14 protein-coding genes and 1 pseudogene are annotated in these 19,520 nt (G+C 55.2%); 6 read left to right on the top strand and 9 right to left on the bottom strand.

Features of this window, described 5'->3' with window-relative positions; genetic code table 11:
* Positions 1–68 precede the first annotated feature (68 nt).
* From ACOTXR_RS18550 to pncB, 3 genes and pseudogenes are all read right to left on the bottom strand, one after another.
* A pseudogene (locus ACOTXR_RS18550) lies at positions 69–467 on the bottom strand (porin); the annotation flags it as partial.
* Positions 468–1,073: 606 nt separating this feature from the next.
* Complete coding sequence (asnS, locus tag ACOTXR_RS18545) at positions 1,074–2,474, bottom strand: asparagine--tRNA ligase (RefSeq protein ID WP_014883234.1); 1,401 nt, start codon at positions 2,472–2,474, stop codon at positions 1,074–1,076.
* A 165-nt stretch (positions 2,475–2,639) separates the two neighbouring features.
* Entirely contained in the window at positions 2,640–3,842 is a 1,203-nt protein-coding gene (gene pncB / locus ACOTXR_RS18540) for a nicotinate phosphoribosyltransferase (protein ID WP_047343765.1), read from the bottom strand.
* 254 nt (positions 3,843–4,096) lie between these two features.
* Here pncB and pepN point away from each other — a divergent pair, with 254 nt between their 5' ends.
* The gene (pepN, locus tag ACOTXR_RS18535) at positions 4,097–6,709 is read left to right on the top strand and encodes an aminopeptidase N (protein ID WP_023332604.1); all 2,613 of its coding nucleotides are present in this window, start codon (positions 4,097–4,099) and stop codon (positions 6,707–6,709) included.
* A 102-nt stretch (positions 6,710–6,811) separates the two neighbouring features.
* On the opposite strand, the gene ssuB is transcribed toward pepN, so the two are convergent.
* Genes ssuB through ssuE form a run of 5 tightly spaced genes read right to left on the bottom strand, consistent with a single transcriptional unit; the run spans position 6,812 to position 11,052 of the window.
* Entirely contained in the window at positions 6,812–7,582 is a 771-nt protein-coding gene (gene ssuB, locus ACOTXR_RS18530) for an aliphatic sulfonates ABC transporter ATP-binding protein (RefSeq protein WP_058690674.1), read from the bottom strand.
* Positions 7,579–8,370, bottom strand: a complete 792-nt coding sequence (gene ssuC / locus ACOTXR_RS18525) for an aliphatic sulfonate ABC transporter permease SsuC (protein ID WP_014883238.1) — start codon at positions 8,368–8,370, stop codon at positions 7,579–7,581. The genes ssuB and ssuC overlap by 4 nt, the downstream gene beginning before the upstream one ends.
* 9 nt (positions 8,371–8,379) lie before the next feature.
* Positions 8,380–9,525: an FMNH2-dependent alkanesulfonate monooxygenase gene (ssuD, locus tag ACOTXR_RS18520; RefSeq protein ID WP_421767065.1), complete on the bottom strand. Its 1,146-nt coding sequence runs from the start codon at positions 9,523–9,525 to the stop codon at positions 8,380–8,382.
* Entirely contained in the window at positions 9,522–10,484 is a 963-nt protein-coding gene (locus ACOTXR_RS18515) for a sulfonate ABC transporter substrate-binding protein (RefSeq protein WP_058690676.1), read from the bottom strand. Before ACOTXR_RS18515 ends, ssuD begins: the two co-directional genes overlap by 4 nt.
* Positions 10,477–11,052: an NADPH-dependent FMN reductase gene (ssuE, locus tag ACOTXR_RS18510; RefSeq protein ID WP_014883241.1), complete on the bottom strand. Its 576-nt coding sequence runs from the start codon at positions 11,050–11,052 to the stop codon at positions 10,477–10,479. The genes ACOTXR_RS18515 and ssuE overlap by 8 nt, the downstream gene beginning before the upstream one ends.
* Before the next feature lie 249 nt (positions 11,053–11,301).
* On the opposite strand from ssuE, the gene pyrD reads away from it, so the two are divergent.
* Together pyrD and zapC are read left to right on the top strand one after the other, a co-directional pair.
* A complete protein-coding gene (pyrD, locus tag ACOTXR_RS18505; RefSeq protein WP_014883242.1) occupies positions 11,302–12,312 on the top strand; it encodes a quinone-dependent dihydroorotate dehydrogenase in 1,011 nt (336 codons plus the stop codon).
* Between the two features lie 165 nt (positions 12,313–12,477).
* Positions 12,478–13,020 carry a cell division protein ZapC gene (gene zapC / locus ACOTXR_RS18500; RefSeq protein ID WP_014883243.1) on the top strand — a complete coding sequence of 181 codons (543 nt, stop codon included), beginning with the start codon at positions 12,478–12,480 and terminating at the stop codon, positions 13,018–13,020.
* Here the strand turns inward: zapC and ACOTXR_RS18495 are convergent.
* Positions 13,017–14,126, bottom strand: coding sequence for a YcbX family protein (locus ACOTXR_RS18495; protein WP_014883244.1), 1,110 nt, complete (start codon positions 14,124–14,126; stop codon positions 13,017–13,019). The two genes, zapC and ACOTXR_RS18495, sit on opposite strands and share 4 nt — an antisense overlap.
* 98 nt (positions 14,127–14,224) lie before the next feature.
* On the opposite strand from ACOTXR_RS18495, the gene rlmKL reads away from it, so the two are divergent.
* Genes rlmKL through pqiA form a run of 3 tightly spaced genes read left to right on the top strand, consistent with a single transcriptional unit; the run spans position 14,225 to position 19,520 of the window.
* A complete protein-coding gene (gene rlmKL, locus ACOTXR_RS18490; protein ID WP_023332608.1) occupies positions 14,225–16,333 on the top strand; it encodes a bifunctional 23S rRNA (guanine(2069)-N(7))-methyltransferase RlmK/23S rRNA (guanine(2445)-N(2))-methyltransferase RlmL in 2,109 nt (702 codons plus the stop codon).
* Positions 16,334–16,345: 12 nt separating this feature from the next.
* Positions 16,346–18,253 carry an ABC transporter ATP-binding protein gene (locus ACOTXR_RS18485; RefSeq protein WP_058690677.1) on the top strand — a complete coding sequence of 636 codons (1,908 nt, stop codon included), beginning with the start codon at positions 16,346–16,348 and terminating at the stop codon, positions 18,251–18,253.
* A gap of 13 nt (positions 18,254–18,266) precedes the next feature.
* Positions 18,267–19,520: a membrane integrity-associated transporter subunit PqiA gene (gene pqiA / locus ACOTXR_RS18480; protein WP_032637056.1), complete on the top strand. Its 1,254-nt coding sequence runs from the start codon at positions 18,267–18,269 to the stop codon at positions 19,518–19,520.

Below are 19,520 nucleotides of genomic sequence, written 5' to 3'. Positions count from 1 at the left end.
TTTTTTTAAAACTTTACAACTTTAAAGTCTTTTTCAGGTTAAAGGATACAACTTTAATGTCTCTACACAGGTGCCATATCGGTGTATGACTCAACGTCGTAAACGATACCGTAGTTACGACCGTAGTCGATGCTGCCAGCGTCACCCGCTTTCAGACCGGCAAAGGCCAGACGGTTTTTGTTTTTCTGTGCAGTGTTTTCCGCATCATTGGCCATGAAGCGGTATTCCCACTGGCCGTAACCGGTCAGTTGGTCGTTGATCTGAGTTTCGCCTTTGAAACCGATCTGCGCGTAAGTTGCGTCGTTGTTGTTAGTGTTATCACCAGAGGTCACGAAATCGTGCTCGGCGTTAACTTTCCCGTAGAAGTCCAGTTTGTTGCCGTTCTTGTTATAGATTTCTGCAGCGTTAGCTGCACCGGCTACCAGCAGGGCAGGGATTACCACTGCCAGAATATTGCGCTTCATCATTATTTATTACCCTCATTGGTTTTTTTATGACACTCGCCACTGCCGTCAATAAATTCTGTCAATAAATATTTCCGGAACTATTGATGAGAGTTAGGTGTCTTTATGTATCTGACAGGCATCTTTCCATTCACCGAAGCGTTTCGCTAGCCTGAAAGTGCTACAATTCTCAAGATTGAGTTACAAAAAGAAAATATGTGTAACTAAATGTGTATTTTTCGGAACTTTGTGAACCATCTCAAATTTCAGAACGCCCTGGCGAATTAAACAGCAGAATGTTTCCTATATATATGAATTCCTTATGATTAATTTGGATAAAGGCAATTCCTATAAACAGATGTTAAACGATTCGTTTTTTCTTATGACCGAAAAAAGACTTCTGGATGGCTGAAAAAGTGGTTGAAAATTGTGCTATTGCTTGAGGGTGTAATAATCGCAATAAGAATAGGGTTTATTTTTTGTGGCTAGATGTTTCTCGGAAACAAAACGTAACAGGTAGTGGTTGTGACGGGGTGGTGCTTTAAAAACACTGACTTTGCACTGACGAAAACTGACAGTGCAGAATAAAATAATGGCCAGCAAATGCTGGCCATGGTCTGTTTTTTGCTCTTAGAAGCTGGCGTTACGTGGCGTACGCGGGAACGGAATCACATCACGCACGTTCTGAACACCGGTAACGTAGGCGATCAGACGCTCGAAGCCCAGGCCGAAACCTGAATGCGGAACGGTGCCGTAACGACGAAGATCGCGATACCAGCTATAGTCCGCAGGATTGAGACCCATCTCTTCCATGCGCGCGTCCAGCACATCCAGACGTTCTTCACGCTGAGAACCACCGATGATTTCACCGATGCCAGGCGCCAGGACGTCCATCGCTGCGACGGTTTTACCGTCTTCGTTAAGGCGCATATAGAAGGCCTTGATGTCTTTCGGGTAGTTTTTAACGACAACCGGCGCTTTGAAATGTTTCTCGGCCAGATAGCGTTCGTGCTCAGACGCCAGGTCAACGCCCCAGTAAACCGGGTTCTCGAACTTCTCACCGCATTTCTCGAGGATCGCAACCGCGTCGGTATAGTCCACCTGCGCAAAGTCGGCAGAGACAAAACGTTCCAGACGGGCGACCGCATCGCTGTCTACGCGCTCAGCGAAGAACTTCATATCGTCCGGACGCTCTTCCAGCACCGCTTTGAAGACGTACTTCAGCATCGCTTCTGCCAGACCGGCGACATCGTCGAGGTTAGCAAACGCCACTTCCGGCTCCAGCATCCAGAATTCCGCCAGGTGGCGGCTGGTGTTGGAGTTTTCAGCACGGAAGGTTGGGCCGAAGGTATAAATCTTAGACAGTGCACAGGCGTAGGTTTCGCCGTTGAGCTGACCGGATACCGTCAGGAAGGCCTCTTTACCAAAGAAGTCTTTGTCATAGTCCACTTTACCTTCTGGCGTGCGCGGCAGGTTTTCCATGTCCAGCGTCGAGACGCGGAACATTTCACCCGCACCTTCCGTATCGGAAGCGGTGATCAGTGGGGTAGACACCCAGAAGTAACCCTGCTCATCGAAGAAGCGATGCAGCGCCTGAGCCAGCGTATGGCGCACGCGTGCCACCGCGCCGATCAGGTTGGTACGTGGACGCAGGTGCGCCACTTCACGCAGGTACTCGATGCTGTGACGTTTTGCCGCCATCGGGTAGGTGTCCGGATCTTCAACCCAGCCGGTCACTTCAATCGCAGAGGCCTGAATTTCGAAACTCTGGCCCTGACCCGGAGACGCCACAACCACGCCGGTCACAATGACGGAACAGCCGGTTGTCAGGTGCAGAACGTCATCATTGTAATTGGGCAGAGAATTATTAATGACGGCCTGTACAGGATCAAAGCAGGAACCGTCATAGACGGCGAGGAAGGAGATGCCAGCTTTAGAATCTCGGCGGGTACGCACCCATCCGCGCACGGTGACTTCCTGGTCAACGGCGACACGGCCCTGGAGTACGTCGGCTACAGGCACAACGCTCATAATATTCTCTCTGTTAATAGTCGGAAAAAATAAACACTTGTCCACCCTTATGGGGGGATATCTATGTTACCTGCCATCCGCTATCAGACAAGTAAATTTCGCAGTCAAAAGAGAAGAATTGAGAAATAAATAAGGGAAGGGAGCCCTTCAGGCTCCCGTAAGCGCTTAACTGGCTTTTTTGATCTGCGGGAGATCGAAGGCTTTGCGCAATGCGCGGACAAACGCTTTGTCATGGCAGATGGTTTTACCCGGGCTGTCGGAGAGTTTCGCCACCGGCTTGCCGTTACATTCCACCAGCTTTATCACAATATTCAGAGGTTTTACCTGAGGAATGTCGCAGGTCAAACGGGTACCAATCCCGAAGCTCAGGTTCACTCGGGTGTTGAAATGGCGATAAAGTTCAACCGCTTTTGCCAGGTCAAGATTATCGGAGAAAACCAGCACCTTGCTCATCGGGTCAATGCCGAGTTTTTGGTAATGGGCTATCGCCTTCTCGCCCCATTCAACCGGGTCCCCGGAATCGTGGCGTAACCCCTGATAACGCTCAGCAAACTCGGGACCGAAGTCACGCAGGAAGGCATCCATCGTAATGCAGTCGGTGAGGGCGATCCCGAGTTGATCCGGGTACTCCTCAAGCCATGCGGCGAGGGCCGCGCGCTGGCTGTTAGCCAGATCCGGGCTGATTTGCTGATGCGCCTGGAACCACTCGTGCGCCTGGGTACCCATCGGCGTCAGGTTGAGGCGACGCGCCAGGTCGTAGTTACTGGTGCCCACGAACCACGGCTCCTGCTGCAGACGTTTAACGATGGCCTGCTGAACCTCGCGAGAGAAACGGCGACGGGTGCCGAAATCCATCAGGCGGAAGCGGGACATATCCAGCCCTTCGGTCAGCGTGGTGAAGGCTGCAAGTTTATTTTCCAGCGAGGCGACCGCCTGGGCGACGCCCATTTCCGGCGAACGGTAGCGGTGAGCCAACTCGCTGATCACTGCCAGCAGCGGCACTTCCCACATGATCACTTCCCGCCACGGACCTTCAAGGCGAATATCCAGCTTGCCGTTCTCGTTGGTCACGGTGACCTGCTCCGGCTTATAGCGGAAATCACGCAGCCAGTTCAGGTAATCGGTTTTAAAGAAAGGCAGGCCAGAAAGCCACTGGTATTCATCGTCCTGCAGCGTCAGATGCTGCATCGCATCGACCTGTTCACGAATGGAGTCTGCGTAGATACCGAGCAAATCGTCACCACGGCAGCGGAATTCTGCCGCGACGTGAACGTCATAGTAATGGTGGAAAACGGCTTGCTGCATATGCAGTTTATACGCGTCGGTATCCAGCAACGTATGCAGAACCGGAGAAGCGAATTGAGTCATAGGTGCGCTGTAGCATCCTCTCACGGGAGCGTTTAGTACAATAAACAACTCCGGAGTATACCTTGTTTAGTGATTTATTGAACCCCGATCACAACATAAGCACACTTTATGGTCGAGGGCATTTTGTGCCCCGTGTTATACAAATGTAGCGAAAAAGGTGTTTCTGCCTGAAAAGATGAACATTCTGCATAGCGCGTTTTGCGCAACAGGAATATATTGAAACGTTACTCGACAAACGATGCATAAGGTTTTCTATGACACAACAGCCACAAGCCAAATACCGCCACGACTACCGTGCGCCGGAATACCTGATTAGCGATATCGACCTGACGTTTGACCTGGATGCCACAAAAACCGTCGTGACGGCGGTGAGTCAGGTGACGCGCCACAGTGCGACTGCCGTGCCGCTGCGTCTCGATGGCGAAGACCTGACGCTGGTCTCCCTGCATATTAATGATGAACCCTGGTCAGACTATAAAGAAGAAGGCAACCAGCTGGTCATCGACAACCTGCCGGAACGCTTTACGCTGCGCATCGTGAATGAAATCAGCCCTTCAGCCAACACGGCGCTGGAAGGGCTTTACCAGTCAGGCGTGGCTCTGTGTACCCAGTGTGAAGCCGAAGGTTTCCGCCATATCACCTGGTATCTGGACCGCCCGGACGTCCTGGCGCGCTTCACGACGAAAATCATCGCCGATAAAACGCTTTATCCGTTCCTGCTCTCCAACGGTAACCGCGTCGGTGAGGGCGAACTGGAAAATGGTCGTCACTGGGTGCAGTGGCAGGATCCGTTCCCGAAACCGTGCTACCTCTTTGCGCTGGTGGCGGGTGATTTTGATGTGCTGCGCGATACGTTCAAAACTCGCTCCGGGCGTGAAGTGGCGCTGGAGCTGTTTGTTGACCGTGGCAACCTTGACCGCGCACCGTGGGCGATGACCTCGCTCATCAACTCCATGAAGTGGGACGAAGAACGTTTCGGCCTCGAATACGACCTCGACATCTATATGATCGTCGCCGTCGATTTCTTCAACATGGGCGCGATGGAGAATAAAGGTCTCAACATCTTTAACTCCAAATACGTACTGGCACGTACCGACACCGCTACCGATAAAGACTACCTTGATATCGAACGCGTCATCGGCCACGAGTATTTCCATAACTGGACCGGTAACCGCGTCACCTGCCGTGACTGGTTCCAGCTGAGCCTGAAAGAGGGACTGACCGTCTTCCGCGATCAGGAGTTCAGCTCCGATCTGGGCTCTCGTGCGGTAAACCGTATCAACAACGTCCGCACTATGCGCGGCCTGCAGTTTGCGGAAGATGCCAGCCCAATGGCGCACCCAATCCGTCCGGATAAAGTCATTGAGATGAACAACTTCTACACCCTGACGGTGTATGAGAAGGGCGCTGAAATTATCCGTATGATCCACACCCTGCTGGGCGAAGAGAACTTCCAGAAAGGGATGCAACTCTATTTTGAGCGTCATGACGGCAGCGCGGCGACCTGTGACGATTTTGTGCAGGCGATGGAAGATGCTTCTAACGTGGATCTCTCTCACTTCCGCCGCTGGTACAGCCAGGCCGGGACACCGATTGTCACCGTTAAAGACGACTACAACCCGGAAACCGAGCAATACACCCTGACCATCAGCCAGCGCACGCCGCCAACCGCCGAGCAGGAAGAAAAACATCCGCTGCACATCCCGTTCAGCATTGAGCTGTATGACAACGAAGGCAAAGTGATCCCGCTGCAGAAGGGCGGTCATCCGGTACACCACGTACTGAACGTAACCCAGGCAGAGCAGACCTTTATCTTCGATAACGTCTATTTCCAGCCGGTGCCAGCGCTGCTGTGCGAATTCTCAGCCCCGGTGAAGCTGGAGTACAAGTGGAGCGATCAGCAGCTGACGTTCCTGATGCGTCACGCCCGCAACGATTTCTCCCGCTGGGATGCCGCGCAGAGTCTGCTGGCGACCTACATCAAGCTGAACGTGAACCGTTACCAGCAGGGCCAGCCGCTGACGCTGCCGGTGCATGTAGCAGACGCGTTCCGTGCGATCCTGCTGGATGAATCTATTGATCCGGCGCTGGCGGCTGAAATTCTGACCCTGCCGTCGGCAACTGAAATTGCCGAGCTGTTTGACATCATTGACCCGATTGCCATCGTGGCCGTGCGTGAAGCGCTGACCCGCACGCTGGCTGCTGAACTGGCGGACGAATTCCTCGCCATCTATAACGCCAATAAGCTTGATGCTTATCGCGTTGAGCACGCGGACATTGGTAAACGTTCTCTGCGTAACACCTGCCTGCGTTATCTGGCGTTTGGTGAAACCGAGCTGGCGAACACGCTGGTGAGCATGCAGTATCATAAAGCGGACAATATGACCGACGCGCTGGCCGCGCTGGCGGCGAGCGTTGCCGCTGAACTGCCGTGCCGCGATGCGCTGATGCAGGAGTACGACGACAAGTGGCACCAGGATGGTCTGGTGATGGACAAATGGTTCATTCTGCAGGCGACCAGCCCGGCGGCCGATGCGCTCAGCAAAGTCCGCAGCCTGCTGAAGCACCGTTCGTTCACCATGAGTAACCCGAACCGCGTGCGTTCCCTGATTGGTGCGTTTGCCAGCAGCAACCCGGCCGCGTTCCACGCGGAGGACGGCAGCGGTTATCAGTTCATGGTAGAAATGCTGACCGAACTGAACAGCCGTAACCCGCAGGTGGCGTCGCGTCTGATTGAGCCGCTGATCCGTCTGAAACGCTACGATGCGAAGCGTCAGGCGAAAATGCGTGCCGCGCTTGAACAGCTGAAAGGGCTGGAAAACCTGTCCGGCGATTTGTACGAGAAGATCGCGAAAGCCTTAGCGTGATGTAAAAAAGCCCGGTGGGCAGGTAAAAGCAAAACGGCAACCCAGGTTGCCGTTTTTTGTGTTTTCTCCCTCTCCCTGTGGGAGAGGGCCGGGGTGAGGGCATCAGGCATTAGCCTTAACTCGCTGTAACTCCGTTCCCCCGCGCTTCATCACCCGATCCAGCACTTCTGCCTCCAGCTCCGCCAGTCTTGCCGAACCGACACGACGAGGACGTGGAAGATCCACCGTCAGATCCAGACCAATTTTTCCGTCTTCTATTAACAGCACCCGGTCGGCCATCGCCACGGCTTCGCTGACGTCATGCGTGACCAGCAGAACCGTGAATCCATGCGTCTGCCACAGGGATTCAATCAGATCCTGCATTTCGATCCGCGTTAAGGCGTCGAGCGCGCCGAGCGGCTCATCAAGCAACAGCAGGCCCGGACGATGAATCAACGCCCGTGCCAGCGCCACGCGCTGCTTCTGCCCACCCGACAGCGCAGCAGGCCATTCACCGGCGCGGTTTTCCAGTCCGACGGCGGCCAGCGCCTGACGGGCTTCATCCCGCCAGTGTCCTTTGAGCCCCAGCCCGACGTTATCCATCACCGTCTTCCAGGGCAGCAGTCGCGCATCCTGAAACATCATGCGGGTATCGTCCTGAATAGTGGCCAGCGGCGTTGTCCCTGCCAGAATGTCGCCGCCGTTGGGGGATTCCAGTCCGGCCAGAAGGCGCAGCAGCGTACTCTTGCCGCCGCCGCTGCGCCCGACAATGGCCACAAACTGCCCGGCGGGAATATGCAGATCCAGCGCGTTAAGAATGGTGTTTTCGCCGTAGCGTTTGGTCACGCCGTTTAGCAGTAACGGTGTCCCCTGATTCAGTCGTGCCGTATTCATGCTTTCGCCTCCTGAAGGGTATACGCCGGGTTCCAGCGTAGCCAGCTGCGTTCCAGCCACTGGGCGCTGACGTCGGCCAGTTTGCCGAGCAGGGCATAAAGGATAATGGCAACCACCACGACGTCCGTTTGCAGGAACTCGCGGGCGTTCATCGCCAGGTAGCCGATGCCAGAGTTAGCCGAAATGGTTTCCGCGACAATCAGCGTCAGCCACATCAGGCCGAGGGCAAAACGCACCCCGACCATGATGGAGGGCAGGGCGCCCGGCAGGATCACGTGTAGAAAGAGCGAAAAACCCGACAAGCCATAGCTTCGCGCCATCTCCACCAGGCCGCGATCGATATTGCGGATGCCGTGCCAGGTATTAATGTAAATCGGGAACAGCGTGCCCAGCGCCACGAGGAAGATCTTCGCGCTCTCATCAATCCCAAACCACAGAATGACCAGCGGGATCAGCGCCAGATGCGGCACGTTACGCAACATCTGAATGGAGGTATCCAGCAGCCGCTCACCCCAGCGGGAAAGACCGCTGATCAACCCCAGCACCAGGCCGATGCTGCCGCCAATAGAAAACCCAATCACCGCGCGCCAGGAACTGATCGCCAGATGCTGCCACAGCTCACCGCTGACGCTCAGCGACCAGAACGCTTCTACAACGCCCTCAGGAGAGGGCAGAATACGGCTCGACAGCCAGCCGGTGGATGATGCGAGCTGCCAGAGAGCCACAATGCCGACGGGTAAAAACCACGGCGCGGCGCGCAGCAGCCATTTTTGTGAGGTGGCAGACATGGTCACTCCTTAGCTTTGCGCGGCTTTTCGAGGGATAAATTCGTTTGCCACCGCTTCTCCCTGCAGCTGAAGCTGCTGTGGCTGCGGTATTTCCGGGATGGCCACATCCAGATGCGGGAATAACAGCTCGCCCACTTTGTAGGCCTCCTCCAGGTGCGGATAACCGGAGATAATAAAGCTGTCGATACCGAGGTCCGCGTATTCATTAATCCGCGCTGCCATGGTCGGGCCGTCCCCGACCAGCGCCGTGCCCGCACCGCCGCGCACCAGGCCAACGCCTGCCCACAGGTTCGGGCTGATCTCCAGCTTCTCGCGCTTGCCGTTGTGCAGGGATGCCATTCGGTGCTGTCCGACGGAGTCGGTTTTGGCAAACGCGGCCTGCGCCTTTGCGATGGTCTCATCGTCCAGATGGGATATCAGACGGTCTGCCGCCCGCCAGGCCTCTTCAGTGGTTTCGCGAACAATCACGTGCAGACGAATACCGAAGCGCACCTTGCGGCCATGGGCGGCCGCTTTAGCGCGCACCTGGGCAATTTTCTCTTTCACCAGCTCAGGCGGTTCGCCCCAGGTCAGATACAGATCGACCTGCTCGGCAGCCAGATCCTGGGCTACATCCGACGACCCGCCGAAATAGAGCGGCGGGCGTGGCTGTTGTACCGGCGGAAAATAGAGTTTCGCGTCACGAACGTGGATATGCTTGCCTTCGAAGGTGACGGTTTCACCTTCAAGCAGGCGCCGCCAGACGCGGGTGAACTCGGCAGAAGCCTCATAGCGCTCGGTGTGGTCGAGGAACACGCCATCGCCTGCCAGTTCCTGCGGATCGCTGCCCGTCACCAGGTTAAACAGGGCACGACCGTTGGAGAGTCTGTCCAGCGTTGCCGCCTGACGCGCTGCCACGGTGGGGGAAACCACGCCTGGACGTAACGCAACCAGGAACTTCAGACGCTGGGTGACCGGGATCATCGACGCGGCGACCAGCCAGGCATCTTCACATGAGCGCCCGGTTGGGATCAGCACGCCGGTGAAACCGATGCGGTCCGCCGCCTGTGCAATCTGCTGCAGGTAGCCATGGTCAACCGGGCGGGAACCCTCTTCAGTGCCAAGATAGTGGCCATCTCCGTGGGTGGGTAAAAACCAGAAAAGATTCAGACTCATGATTTAGCTCCTTCTTTGCCTGCGGGTTGCCAGATGCGTTCGCGAATATCGACCTGTTTTGGCACCAGGCGGTTTTGATAGAAGAGGTCAGCGGTTTGTTGCTGTAGCGCGGCGACGTGCGCATCCACGGGTGAAATGGTGGTCGGCGGACGGTGGTTGAGGTAGCTCGCAATCACCGGTTCAGGTAAGCCCATGGTTTTCGCCAGCAGCGCAATACTTTCCTGACGCTGGCTTTGGGTCAGCGTGTCGGCCTGCGTAAAGGTATCCAGTACGCTCTGAATAAATGCGCCATTCTTTTCCGCGTAAGGACGCGCGGCAAGGTAGAACGAGCCGGTCTGCTTCAGCGTCGTGCCATCCTTCAGCACACGCACGCCTCCTTGCAGTAATGCTGCGGAGTAGTACGGATCCCAGATAGCCCAGGCATCAACATTCTTCTGCTGGAACGCGGCACGAGCGTCGGCTGGAGTCAGGTAAACGGGCTGAATGTCCGTGAATTTCAGCCCGGCCTCCTGTAAAGCGCGCAGCAGCAGGTTGTGTGAACTGGAGCCTTTCTGAAAAGCGACCTTATGACCTTTTAGGTCGGCAACGCTTTTAATCTCGCTGTTTTCAGGCACCAGAATGACTTCGGCCTTCGGTTTAGGCGGTTCAACGCCGACATAAACGAGGTCCGCCCCAGCAGCCTGGGCGAATATCGGCGGAATATCGCCTGTGCTACCAAGATCGATACTGCCTACGTTTAAGGCTTCCAGCATTTGAGGACCGGCAGGAAACTCGATCCAGGCAAATTTGGTGTCCGGGAAGCGTTTTTCCAGAAGCTGGTGACTTTTTGCCAGCACCATACTGACGCTGCCTTTCTGATAGCCAATGCGTAAACTGTCCGGCGCTGTTTCTGCGGCCTGAGCCAGCCCGGTCAAGGCCATCAGGCCAGCCAGCCCGAGGCGGGTTAAGGTTTTAAACATGTGCGACTCCTTGAGGCTGGCCAAACGCAGGTGCCTGGATATCCCGGCGATGCAGCGCGTGCCAGAAGGTTTCCAGCGCAGCATCGAGGCGCGTTTGCAGATTCGGCGTAAAGTGCGGCTTGTGTTGATAATCAATGACCTGCGAATCGTCCGCGAAAACCCCATGGAGAATCTCTTGTGCTTTCAGGGCATTCAGGACCGGTTTCAGGGCATAATCCACCGCCAGTAAATGGGCAACCGTTCCGCCCGTTGCCAGCGGCAGCACCACTTTGCCGTCCAGCGCGCGCTCCGGCAGTAGATCGAGCAGGGTTTTCAGTGCGCCAGAAAAAGAGGCTTTATAGATCGGTGTCGCCACGATTAAACCGTCTGCCTCTTTCAGTTGCTCTGTGAGGGTTTTCAGCGCAGGGCTGTCGAAACGGGCGTACAGCAAATCTTCGGGTTCGAAGTTATGCAGATTCCAGTGGCACACTTCCACATCCAGCGCATTGAGCTTTTCACGGGCATATTCCAGCAGGGCGCTGGAACGCGAAGGGAATCGTGGACTTCCGGCCAGGGTAATGACGCGCATACTTCCTCCTTATAACCAATTGTTTGCTTTTATCTAACATTCATAACAATTTTCAGGAGTGTGACACCGCGCGGTTATTCCACTAAATGATTTATCTGCAATTAAAATGCGAAAAAGTGCATAAGAAAGAGACCGGGAGGTAAACGTTTGCGTTTTACGATGATTTTTTTGCCGCAGGTCAATTCCTTTTCGCAGCGGGATCGCCCATAATCCCCTCCCGGTTTGCACACCGGGAATCCAGGAGAGTTCATGTACTACCCCTTCGTTCGTAAAGCCCTTTTCCAGCTCGATCCTGAGCGCGCTCATGAATTGACATTCCAGCAATTACGTCGCATTACCGGAACGCCTCTGGCGGCTCTGGTGCGCCAGAATGTGCCGGAAAAACCTGTGCAGTGCATGGGTCTGACCTTTAAAAACCCGCTGGGTCTGGCGGCCGGTCTGGACAAAAACGGCGAGTGCATTGATGCCCTGGGCGCAATGGGCTTTGGCTCCATCGAAATCGGTACCGTTACCCCGCGTCCACAGCCGGGAAATGATAAGCCGCGTTTGTTCCGCCTGGTGGAAGCCGAAGGGCTAATCAACCGCATGGGCTTTAATAATCTCGGCGTTGATCACCTGGTCGAGAACGTGAAAAAAGCCCATTTCGATGGGGTGCTGGGCATTAATATCGGTAAAAATAAAGACACGCCGGTTGAACAAGGTAAAGATGACTATCTGATTTGTATGGAAAAAGTCTACGCCTATGCCGGTTACATCGCGGTGAATATTTCATCGCCGAATACCCCGGGCCTGCGTTCTTTACAATATGGCGAAGCGCTGGACGATCTTCTCAGCGCCATTAAAAATAAACAAAATGAACTGCAGGCGATCCACCATAAATATGTTCCGGTCGCGGTGAAGATCGCACCGGATCTTTCGCCTGAAGAATTGATCCAGGTTGCCGACAGTTTAGTTCGCCATAATATTGATGGTGTTATTGCGACCAATACGACGCTCGATCGCTCCCTCGTTCAGGGAATGAAAAACTGTGACGAAGCGGGTGGGTTAAGTGGCCGTCCGGTACAATTAAAAAGCACCGAAATTATTCGTGCTCTGTCTGCAGAATTAAAAGGGCGTTTGCCGATTATTGGTGTCGGCGGTATCGACTCGGTGATTGCTGCGCGCGAGAAGATGGCGGCAGGGGCATCGCTGGTGCAAATCTATTCCGGCTTTATTTTTAAAGGACCGCCGCTGATTAAAGAAATCGTTACCCATATCTAATCTTTTCTCTTAATCAGACAACCAGGGCTTTATTTCCAGCCCTGGTTGTTTTATATTCCGTCACTGTTGCTTATTTAGACATTCTGGTCTTTTATTAATGGTGTTATAAACGAAGCGACAATCAGGACATTTTTAGTACAGGACGTTTGGGGACGGGAGAGAAACATGCGAATTAAACCTGACGATAACTGGCGCTGGTATTTTTGCGACGAGCACGATCGTATGATGCTCGATTTAGCCAATGGCATGTTGTTTCGTTCTCGTTTTGCCCGCCGAATGTTAACCCCGGACGCGTTTTCACCCTCGGGCTTTTGCGTTGACGATGCTGCACTTTATTTCTCCTTTGAAGAAAAATGTCGCGATCTGGTGCTCTCTAAAGAGCAGCGTGCCGAGCTGGTATTAAATGCGCTGGTGGCGATTCGTTTCCTGAAACCGCAAATGCCGAAAAGCTGGCATTTCCTGCCGCACGACATGAACTGGACGCCAGCAACGGGTGATGCGGCCAGCGTCAATCTGAGCGATACCGCCGAAGAGGTGAGTTTGTTAGTGGTGGAGCCGGGCGAAAATGCTGCGCTTTGTCTGCTGGCGCAACCCGGCGTGACGATTGCCGGGCGCGTAATGCAGTTAGGGGATGCGATCAAAGTCATGAATGACAGGCTGAAGCCACAGGTGCGTGTCGATTCCTTCAGCCTCGAACAGGCGGTTTAAGCTTCCAGCTGTACGGATGTTTTCGGTACGCAGCTACAGCACAGAATTGTGCCGTCGTTTCCCACTGCCGATTTCTTCAGCGCAGTCACTTCTCCCTCTACCAGCTTGATGCGACAGCATCCGCAGATTCCCGCACGACAAGAATACGGTACGCGAATACCGGCCTGTTCCAGTTGCTCCAGCAGCACCTGCTGATTGTTGCCACGAATAATTTTGCCCTGCCAGTGAATATCCACGGCAGAGGCGACGTTCGTCTCAACTTCAACGCTTTCTTCTTCCTGACCGGCGCCGTACACTTTCGCAGGTCCGCGGGCGAGGATTTCGACCTCATCGCCCACGCGGATCACACCGCTGGAGCGGGGGATCAGGTTCTGGCCGAAATCGACATCGCCGTTATCCTGGGCGGTGCGGAACGATTGCAGCGTTTTCAGCGGTTCGCCAGAGGGGTGCTTTTGCCCTTTTTCCGGACTCACGGTGGTAAAGATACAGCGGCTGCACGGCTTGACGACATCAAAGATGACGCTACCAATGCGGATCGTTTTCCAGGTGTCTTCTTCCCACGCATCGGCACCGGTTACCACCAGGTTCGGACGGAACTGCTCCATCTGCACGCTGGCCTTACAGCGGTTTTGTAAATCACGCAGCGACGCCTCGTTGGTCAGCAGGAACGGGAAGCCGTCGGCGAAGGAGAGCGGAACGGCATCGTGGCGCTTCACGCGGCGCGTCAGTTCAGGCCCCACCCAGCGCAGCTGCACGTCGCGGGAGAAGAAACCGCTTAGCCAGCGGTTAATCTCTTCCGGGGCGATGCGCGCGGTAAAATGGTTACCCCAGACTTCCGTTGGCGCGTCGACGGGCGCAAAATCAGCAAAACGAATCACCGTGCTGGAACCGTCCGGCGCGGTCAAATGCAATCCGTCATGAAGGGGGGAAGGGGTAAAGCGAACCATCTGCGGGAACTGGCGCGCGGTGATGAACGTACCGTCAGGCTCGGTGACCATAAAAATACGATCGAAGGCAAATCCGCTCATGTCTGCCAGTGCGTGAGAAACGCCAATGCCGCGCATGGATTTCACCGGATGAATAAAAAGCCTGGATAACGTCGCCACTGCATACTCCCGCAAATGAAAATAAGCCTTCAACTTTATGACATACACGCCATATTAGCTATAATGCGCGACAATTTTCTAAGAGTAAAAGTGACGATATGAATTCTCTGTTTGCCAGTACGGCCCGTGGGCTGGAAGAGCTGTTAAAAACTGAACTGGAAGCCCTGGGTGCGCAAGAGTGCCAGGTAGTTCAGGGTGGTGTCCATTTTGAGGGCGACACGCGGCTTATTTACCAGAGCCTGATGTGGAGCCGTCTGGCGTCGCGCATCATGCTGCCGATGAAGGAGTGCAAGGTCTATAGCGACCTTGACCTCTATACCGGCGTACAGATGATCGACTGGACAGAGATCTTCACCCCAAATGCCACCTTTGCGGTGCATTTCAACGGCGTGAACGATGAGATCCGCAACAGTCAGTACGGTGCGCTGCGCGTGAAAGACGCCATTGTGGACTGCTTCACCCGCAAGAATAAGGAACGCCCTAATGTCGATCGCGAAAATCCGGACCTGCGTATCAACGTCTGGCTGAACGGCGACACGGCGAGCATTTCTCTCGATCTGAGCGGCGCGGGTCTGCATTTACGTGGCTATCGCGATCGCACCGGGATGGCGCCGATCAAAGAAACCCTTGCCGCAGCCATTGTGATGCGCTCCGGCTGGCAGCCGGGCACACCGCTGCTCGATCCGATGTGTGGTTCCGGTACGCTGCTGATTGAAGCCGCAATGCTGGCTACCGACCGTGCGCCAGGGCTGCACCGCGGTCACTGGGGCTTTAAAGGCTGGGCGCAGCATGATGAAGCCCTCTGGAAAGAGGTCAAAGATGACGCGCAGAGCCGTGCGCGTAAAGGCCTGGCAGAGTACACCTCGCATTTCTATGGTTCGGACAGCGACCCGCGCGTGATTGAACGTGCGCGAAGCAACGCCCGTCGAGCGGGTATCGGTGAGCTGGTCACCTTCGACGTGAAAGATGTTGCGAACCTGACCAACCCGCTGCCGAAAGGCCCGTACGGTACCGTCATCAGTAACCCGCCATACGGTGAGCGTCTGGACAGCGAACCGGCGCTGATCGCCCTGCACAGCCTGCTGGGCCGCAATATGAAAGACTATTTTGGCGGCTGGAATCTGTCTCTGTTCAGCGCGTCGCCGGAGCTGTTGAGCTGTCTGCAACTGCGCGCCGATCGCCAGTTTAAAGCGAAAAACGGTCCGCTGGACTGTGTGCAGAAAAACTACCATCTGGCAGAAAAAGCGGCGGACAGTAAGCCAACCGGCGTGGCGGAAGATTACGCCAACCGTCTGCGCAAGAATCTGAAGAAATTCGAGAAGTGGGCGAAGCAGGAAGGGATTGAATGTTACCGCCTGTACGATGCCGACCTGCCGGAGTACAACGTGGCGGTTGATCGCTACGCCGACTGGGTCGTCATTCAGGAATATGCTCCGCCAAAAACCATTGATGCACAAAAAGCGCGCCAGCGTATGCTGGACGTGATTGCGGCCACCATTGCCGTGCTGGGGATTGCGCCGAACAAGCTGGTGCTGAAAACCCGCGAGCGTCAGAAGGGCAAAAACCAGTACCAGAAGATGGGCGAGAAGGGTGACTACATTGAAGTGGGCGAATATAACGCCCGCCTGTGGGTTAACCTGACCGACTATCTCGATACCGGTCTGTTCCTTGACCACCGTATCGCCCGCCGTATGCTCGGCCAGATGAGCAAGGGGAAAGATTTCCTCAACCTGTTCTCCTATACCGGTAGCGCGAGTGTGCATGCCGGCCTCGGCGGCGCGCGCAGCACCACTACCGTGGATATGTCGCGTACCTACCTGGAGTGGGCCGAGCGTAACCTGCGTCTGAACGGTTTAACCGGGCGCCAGCATCGCCTGATGCAGGCCGACGTGCTGGGCTGGCTGCGTGATACCGATGAACAGTTCGACCTGATCTTTATCGATCCGCCGACCTTCTCCAACTCTAAGCGCATGGAGGATAGCTTTGACGTTCAACGCGACCACCTGCGCCTGATGACCGACCTGAAGCGCCTGTTGCGTAAAGGCGGCACCATTATGTTCTCGAACAACAAACGCGGCTTCCGTATGGATCACGACGGTTTAGCAGCCCTGGGACTGAAAGCACAAGAAATTAGCCAAAAAACGCTGTCTCAGGACTTCGCCCGTAACCGTCAAATTCATAACTGCTGGTTGATTACCGCGGTCTGAAAGGAATAATAAATGTCTTTAATTAGTATGCACGGCGCGTGGCTCTCTTTCAGTGACTCACCGCTTCTCGATAATGCAGAGCTGCATATCGAAGATAACGAACGCGTCTGTCTGGTTGGCCGTAACGGCGCGGGTAAATCCACGCTGATGAAAATCCTCAACCGCGAGCAGGGGCTGGATGACGGCCGCATCGTGTACGAGCAGGATCTGATTGTCTCCCGCCTCCAGCAGGACCCGCCGCGCCATGTCACCGGCAGCGTGTACGACTTCGTGGCGGAGGGGATCTCTGAGCAGGCGGAATACCTGAAGCGCTATCACGAGATTTCGCATCTGGTCATGACCGACCCGAGCGACAAGAATCTCAATGAGCTCGCAAAAGTGCAGGAGATGCTCGATCACCACGGCCTGTGGCAGCTTGAAAACCGCATTAATGAAGTGCTGGCACAGCTTGGTCTGGAAGCGGATATGGAGCTGTCTTCGCTCTCCGGCGGCTGGCTGCGTAAAGCGGCCCTGGGCCGCGCGCTGGTCAGCGGGCCGAAAGTGCTGCTGCTGGACGAACCGACGAACCACCTGGATATCGAAGCCATTGACTGGCTGGAAGGGTTCCTGAAAACCTTCAGCGGCACCATCATCTTTATCTCGCACGACCGTTCGTTTATTCGCAATATGGCGACCCGTATTGTCGATCTCGACCGCGGTAAGCTGGTCACTTATCCTGGCGATTACGATACCTATCTGCTGGAGAAAGAAGAAAACCTGCGCGTGGAAGAGCTGCAGAATGCTGAGTTTGACCGCAAACTGGCGCAGGAAGAGGTCTGGATCCGCCAGGGCATCAAAGCCCGCCGCACCCGTAACGAAGGCCGTGTGCGTGCCCTGAAAGCGATGCGCCGCGAGCGCAGCGAACGCCGCGAAGTGATGGGCAGCGCCAAAATGCAGGTTGAAGAGGCATCCCGCTCCGGCAAGATTGTCTTCGAAATGGAAAACGTTAACTATCAGGTTGACGGCAAAGTGCTGGTAAAAGATTTCTCTGCTCAGGTCCAGCGCGGCGACAAAATTGCGCTGATTGGCCCCAACGGCTGCGGCAAAACTACATTACTGAAGCTGATGCTGAGCCAGTTGCAGGCTGACAGCGGCCGTATTCACTGCGGCACCAAACTTGAAGTGGCCTACTTCGACCAGCACCGCGCGGAGCTGGATCCGGACCGCACGGTAATGGATAACCTCGCTGAAGGTAAGCAGGAGGTCATGGTAAACGGTAAGCCGCGCCATGTGCTGGGCTACCTGCAGGACTTCCTGTTCCATCCGAAACGTGCGATGACGCCGGTTCGCGCCCTGTCCGGCGGGGAACGTAACCGCCTGTTGCTGGCACGTCTGTTCCTGAAGCCAAGCAACCTGCTGATCCTCGATGAACCGACGAACGATCTGGATGTCGAAACGCTGGAATTGCTGGAAGAGCTGATCGACGGGTACCAGGGAACCGTGATGCTAGTCAGCCACGATCGTCAGTTCGTTGATAATACCGTGACCGAGTGCTGGATCTTCGAAGGGGAAGGGCGAATTGGACAGTATGTGGGCGGGTACCACGATGCAAAAGGGCAGCAGTCACAGTCTCTGGCGCAAAAACAGTCAAAGTCCAAAACAAGTGCTGAACCTGCTGTAACAAAAGCAGAAACAGTCAAGAAAAGCTCGGCTAAACTAAGCTATAACCTGCAGCGCGAACTGGAGGGGCTTCCTCAGCGTCTGGAAGAGCTGGAGGCGGCGCTTGAAGATCTTCAGGCACAGGTTGCTGATGCCTCATTCTTTACCCAGTCGCATGACTATACTCAGAAAGTATTGGCTGAACTGTCCGCGGCTGAAAAAGCCCTGGAAGAAGCATTTGAGCGCTGGGAGTACCTTGAGTCTCTGAAGAACGGCGCATAAACAGGGATAACATATGTGTGACCAGCACCATGCCGACAGGCATATATTATGCTCGCAATGCGATATGCTCGTGGCGTTGCCAGAGCTGGGTCACGGACATAAAGCCCTGTGTCCACGTTGCGGCGCAACGCTGACGACCGAGTGGGACGCGCCAAGGCAGCGTCCCACTGCTTACGCACTGGCGGCATTATTTATGCTGCTGCTCTCCAATCTCTTCCCCTTCATCTATATGAAGGTGGGGGGGATGACAAGCCAGGTGGATCTGCTTGAAATCCCGGGCGTGATGTTCTCGGAAGATTACGCCAGCCTCGGCACCTTTTTTCTGCTATTTGTCCAGATAGTCCCGGCGTTTTGCCTGGTGGTCATTCTTCTGCTGGTCAACCGCGTCAGGATGCCGACATCACTGAAAATCCGGCTCGCGCGTGTCCTTTTCCAGCTCAAAAGCTGGGGGATGGCCGAGATCTTTCTGGCCGGGATACTGGTTAGTTTCGTGAAGCTGATGGCGTATGGCGATGTCGGGATTGGCAGTAGCTTTGTGCCCTGGTGCCTGTATTGCATCCTGCAGCTGCGCGCCTTCCAGTGCGTGGACAGGCGCTGGGCGTGGGACGATATCGCCCCGGCACCGACGCTTGCACAGACGGTGAAGGTCGGTGTGCCGGGTATCCGCCAGGGGCTGCGTTCCTGTCCGTGCTGTACCGCCGTGCTGCCCGCCGATCTCGACGTGTGTCCGCGCTGCGAAACGAAAGGCCACGTCCGTCGCAAGAACAGCCTGCAGTGGACAATGGCGCTGCTGGTGACATCCGTCATGCTGTATCTGCCCGCCAATATTCTGCCGATTATGATCACCGACCTGCTCGGCGACAAAATGCCCTCGACGATCCTCGCGGGGGTGATCCTGCTCTGGGGCGAAGGATCCTATCCGGTCGCCGGCGTGATTTTCATCGCCAGTATTATGGTACCCACCTTAAAAATGATCGCCATTGCCTGGCTCTGTTGGGATGCAAAAGGTCACGGAAAGCGCGACAGCGAACGCATGCATCTGATTTATGAGGTGGTCGAGTTTGTTGGTCGCTGGTCAATGATCGACGTGTTTGTGATTGCCGTTCTCTCTGCGCTGGTGCGGATGGGCGGTTTGATGAGTATTTATCCCGCGATGGGGGCTTTAATGTTTGCGCTGGTCGTGATTATGACCATGTTTGCGGCCATGACCTTCGACCCTCGTTTATCGTGGGATCGTGAGCCTGAATCAAGCCATGAGGAAGAGTAA

This window comes from Enterobacter cloacae complex sp. IR53030, from assembly GCF_049238365.1.
GTDB classification, from domain to species: Bacteria; Pseudomonadota; Gammaproteobacteria; order Enterobacterales; family Enterobacteriaceae; genus Enterobacter; species Enterobacter kobei.
Note: the sequence above shows the minus strand (reverse complement) of the source record. Positions and strands in the feature narration are given on the sequence as shown.

Coding starts and splice junctions, on each gene's coding strand:
- rlmKL (WP_023332608.1), top strand. CDS start 14,225: ATGAATTCTCTGTTTGCCAGTACGGCCCGTGGGCTGGAAGAGCTGTTA.
- ACOTXR_RS18515 (WP_058690676.1), bottom strand. CDS start 10,484: ATGTTTAAAACCTTAACCCGCCTCGGGCTGGCTGGCCTGATGGCCTTG.
- ssuB (WP_058690674.1), bottom strand. CDS start 7,582: ATGAATACGGCACGACTGAATCAGGGGACACCGTTACTGCTAAACGGC.
- asnS (WP_014883234.1), bottom strand. CDS start 2,474: ATGAGCGTTGTGCCTGTAGCCGACGTACTCCAGGGCCGTGTCGCCGTT.
- ssuD (WP_421767065.1), bottom strand. CDS start 9,525: ATGAGTCTGAATCTTTTCTGGTTTTTACCCACCCACGGAGATGGCCAC.
- pncB (WP_047343765.1), bottom strand. CDS start 3,842: ATGACTCAATTCGCTTCTCCGGTTCTGCATACGTTGCTGGATACCGAC.
- ssuC (WP_014883238.1), bottom strand. CDS start 8,370: ATGTCTGCCACCTCACAAAAATGGCTGCTGCGCGCCGCGCCGTGGTTT.
- pepN (WP_023332604.1), top strand. CDS start 4,097: ATGACACAACAGCCACAAGCCAAATACCGCCACGACTACCGTGCGCCG.
- ssuE (WP_014883241.1), bottom strand. CDS start 11,052: ATGCGCGTCATTACCCTGGCCGGAAGTCCACGATTCCCTTCGCGTTCC.
- zapC (WP_014883243.1), top strand. CDS start 12,478: ATGCGAATTAAACCTGACGATAACTGGCGCTGGTATTTTTGCGACGAG.
- ACOTXR_RS18485 (WP_058690677.1), top strand. CDS start 16,346: ATGTCTTTAATTAGTATGCACGGCGCGTGGCTCTCTTTCAGTGACTCA.
- pqiA (WP_032637056.1), top strand. CDS start 18,267: ATGTGTGACCAGCACCATGCCGACAGGCATATATTATGCTCGCAATGC.
- pyrD (WP_014883242.1), top strand. CDS start 11,302: ATGTACTACCCCTTCGTTCGTAAAGCCCTTTTCCAGCTCGATCCTGAG.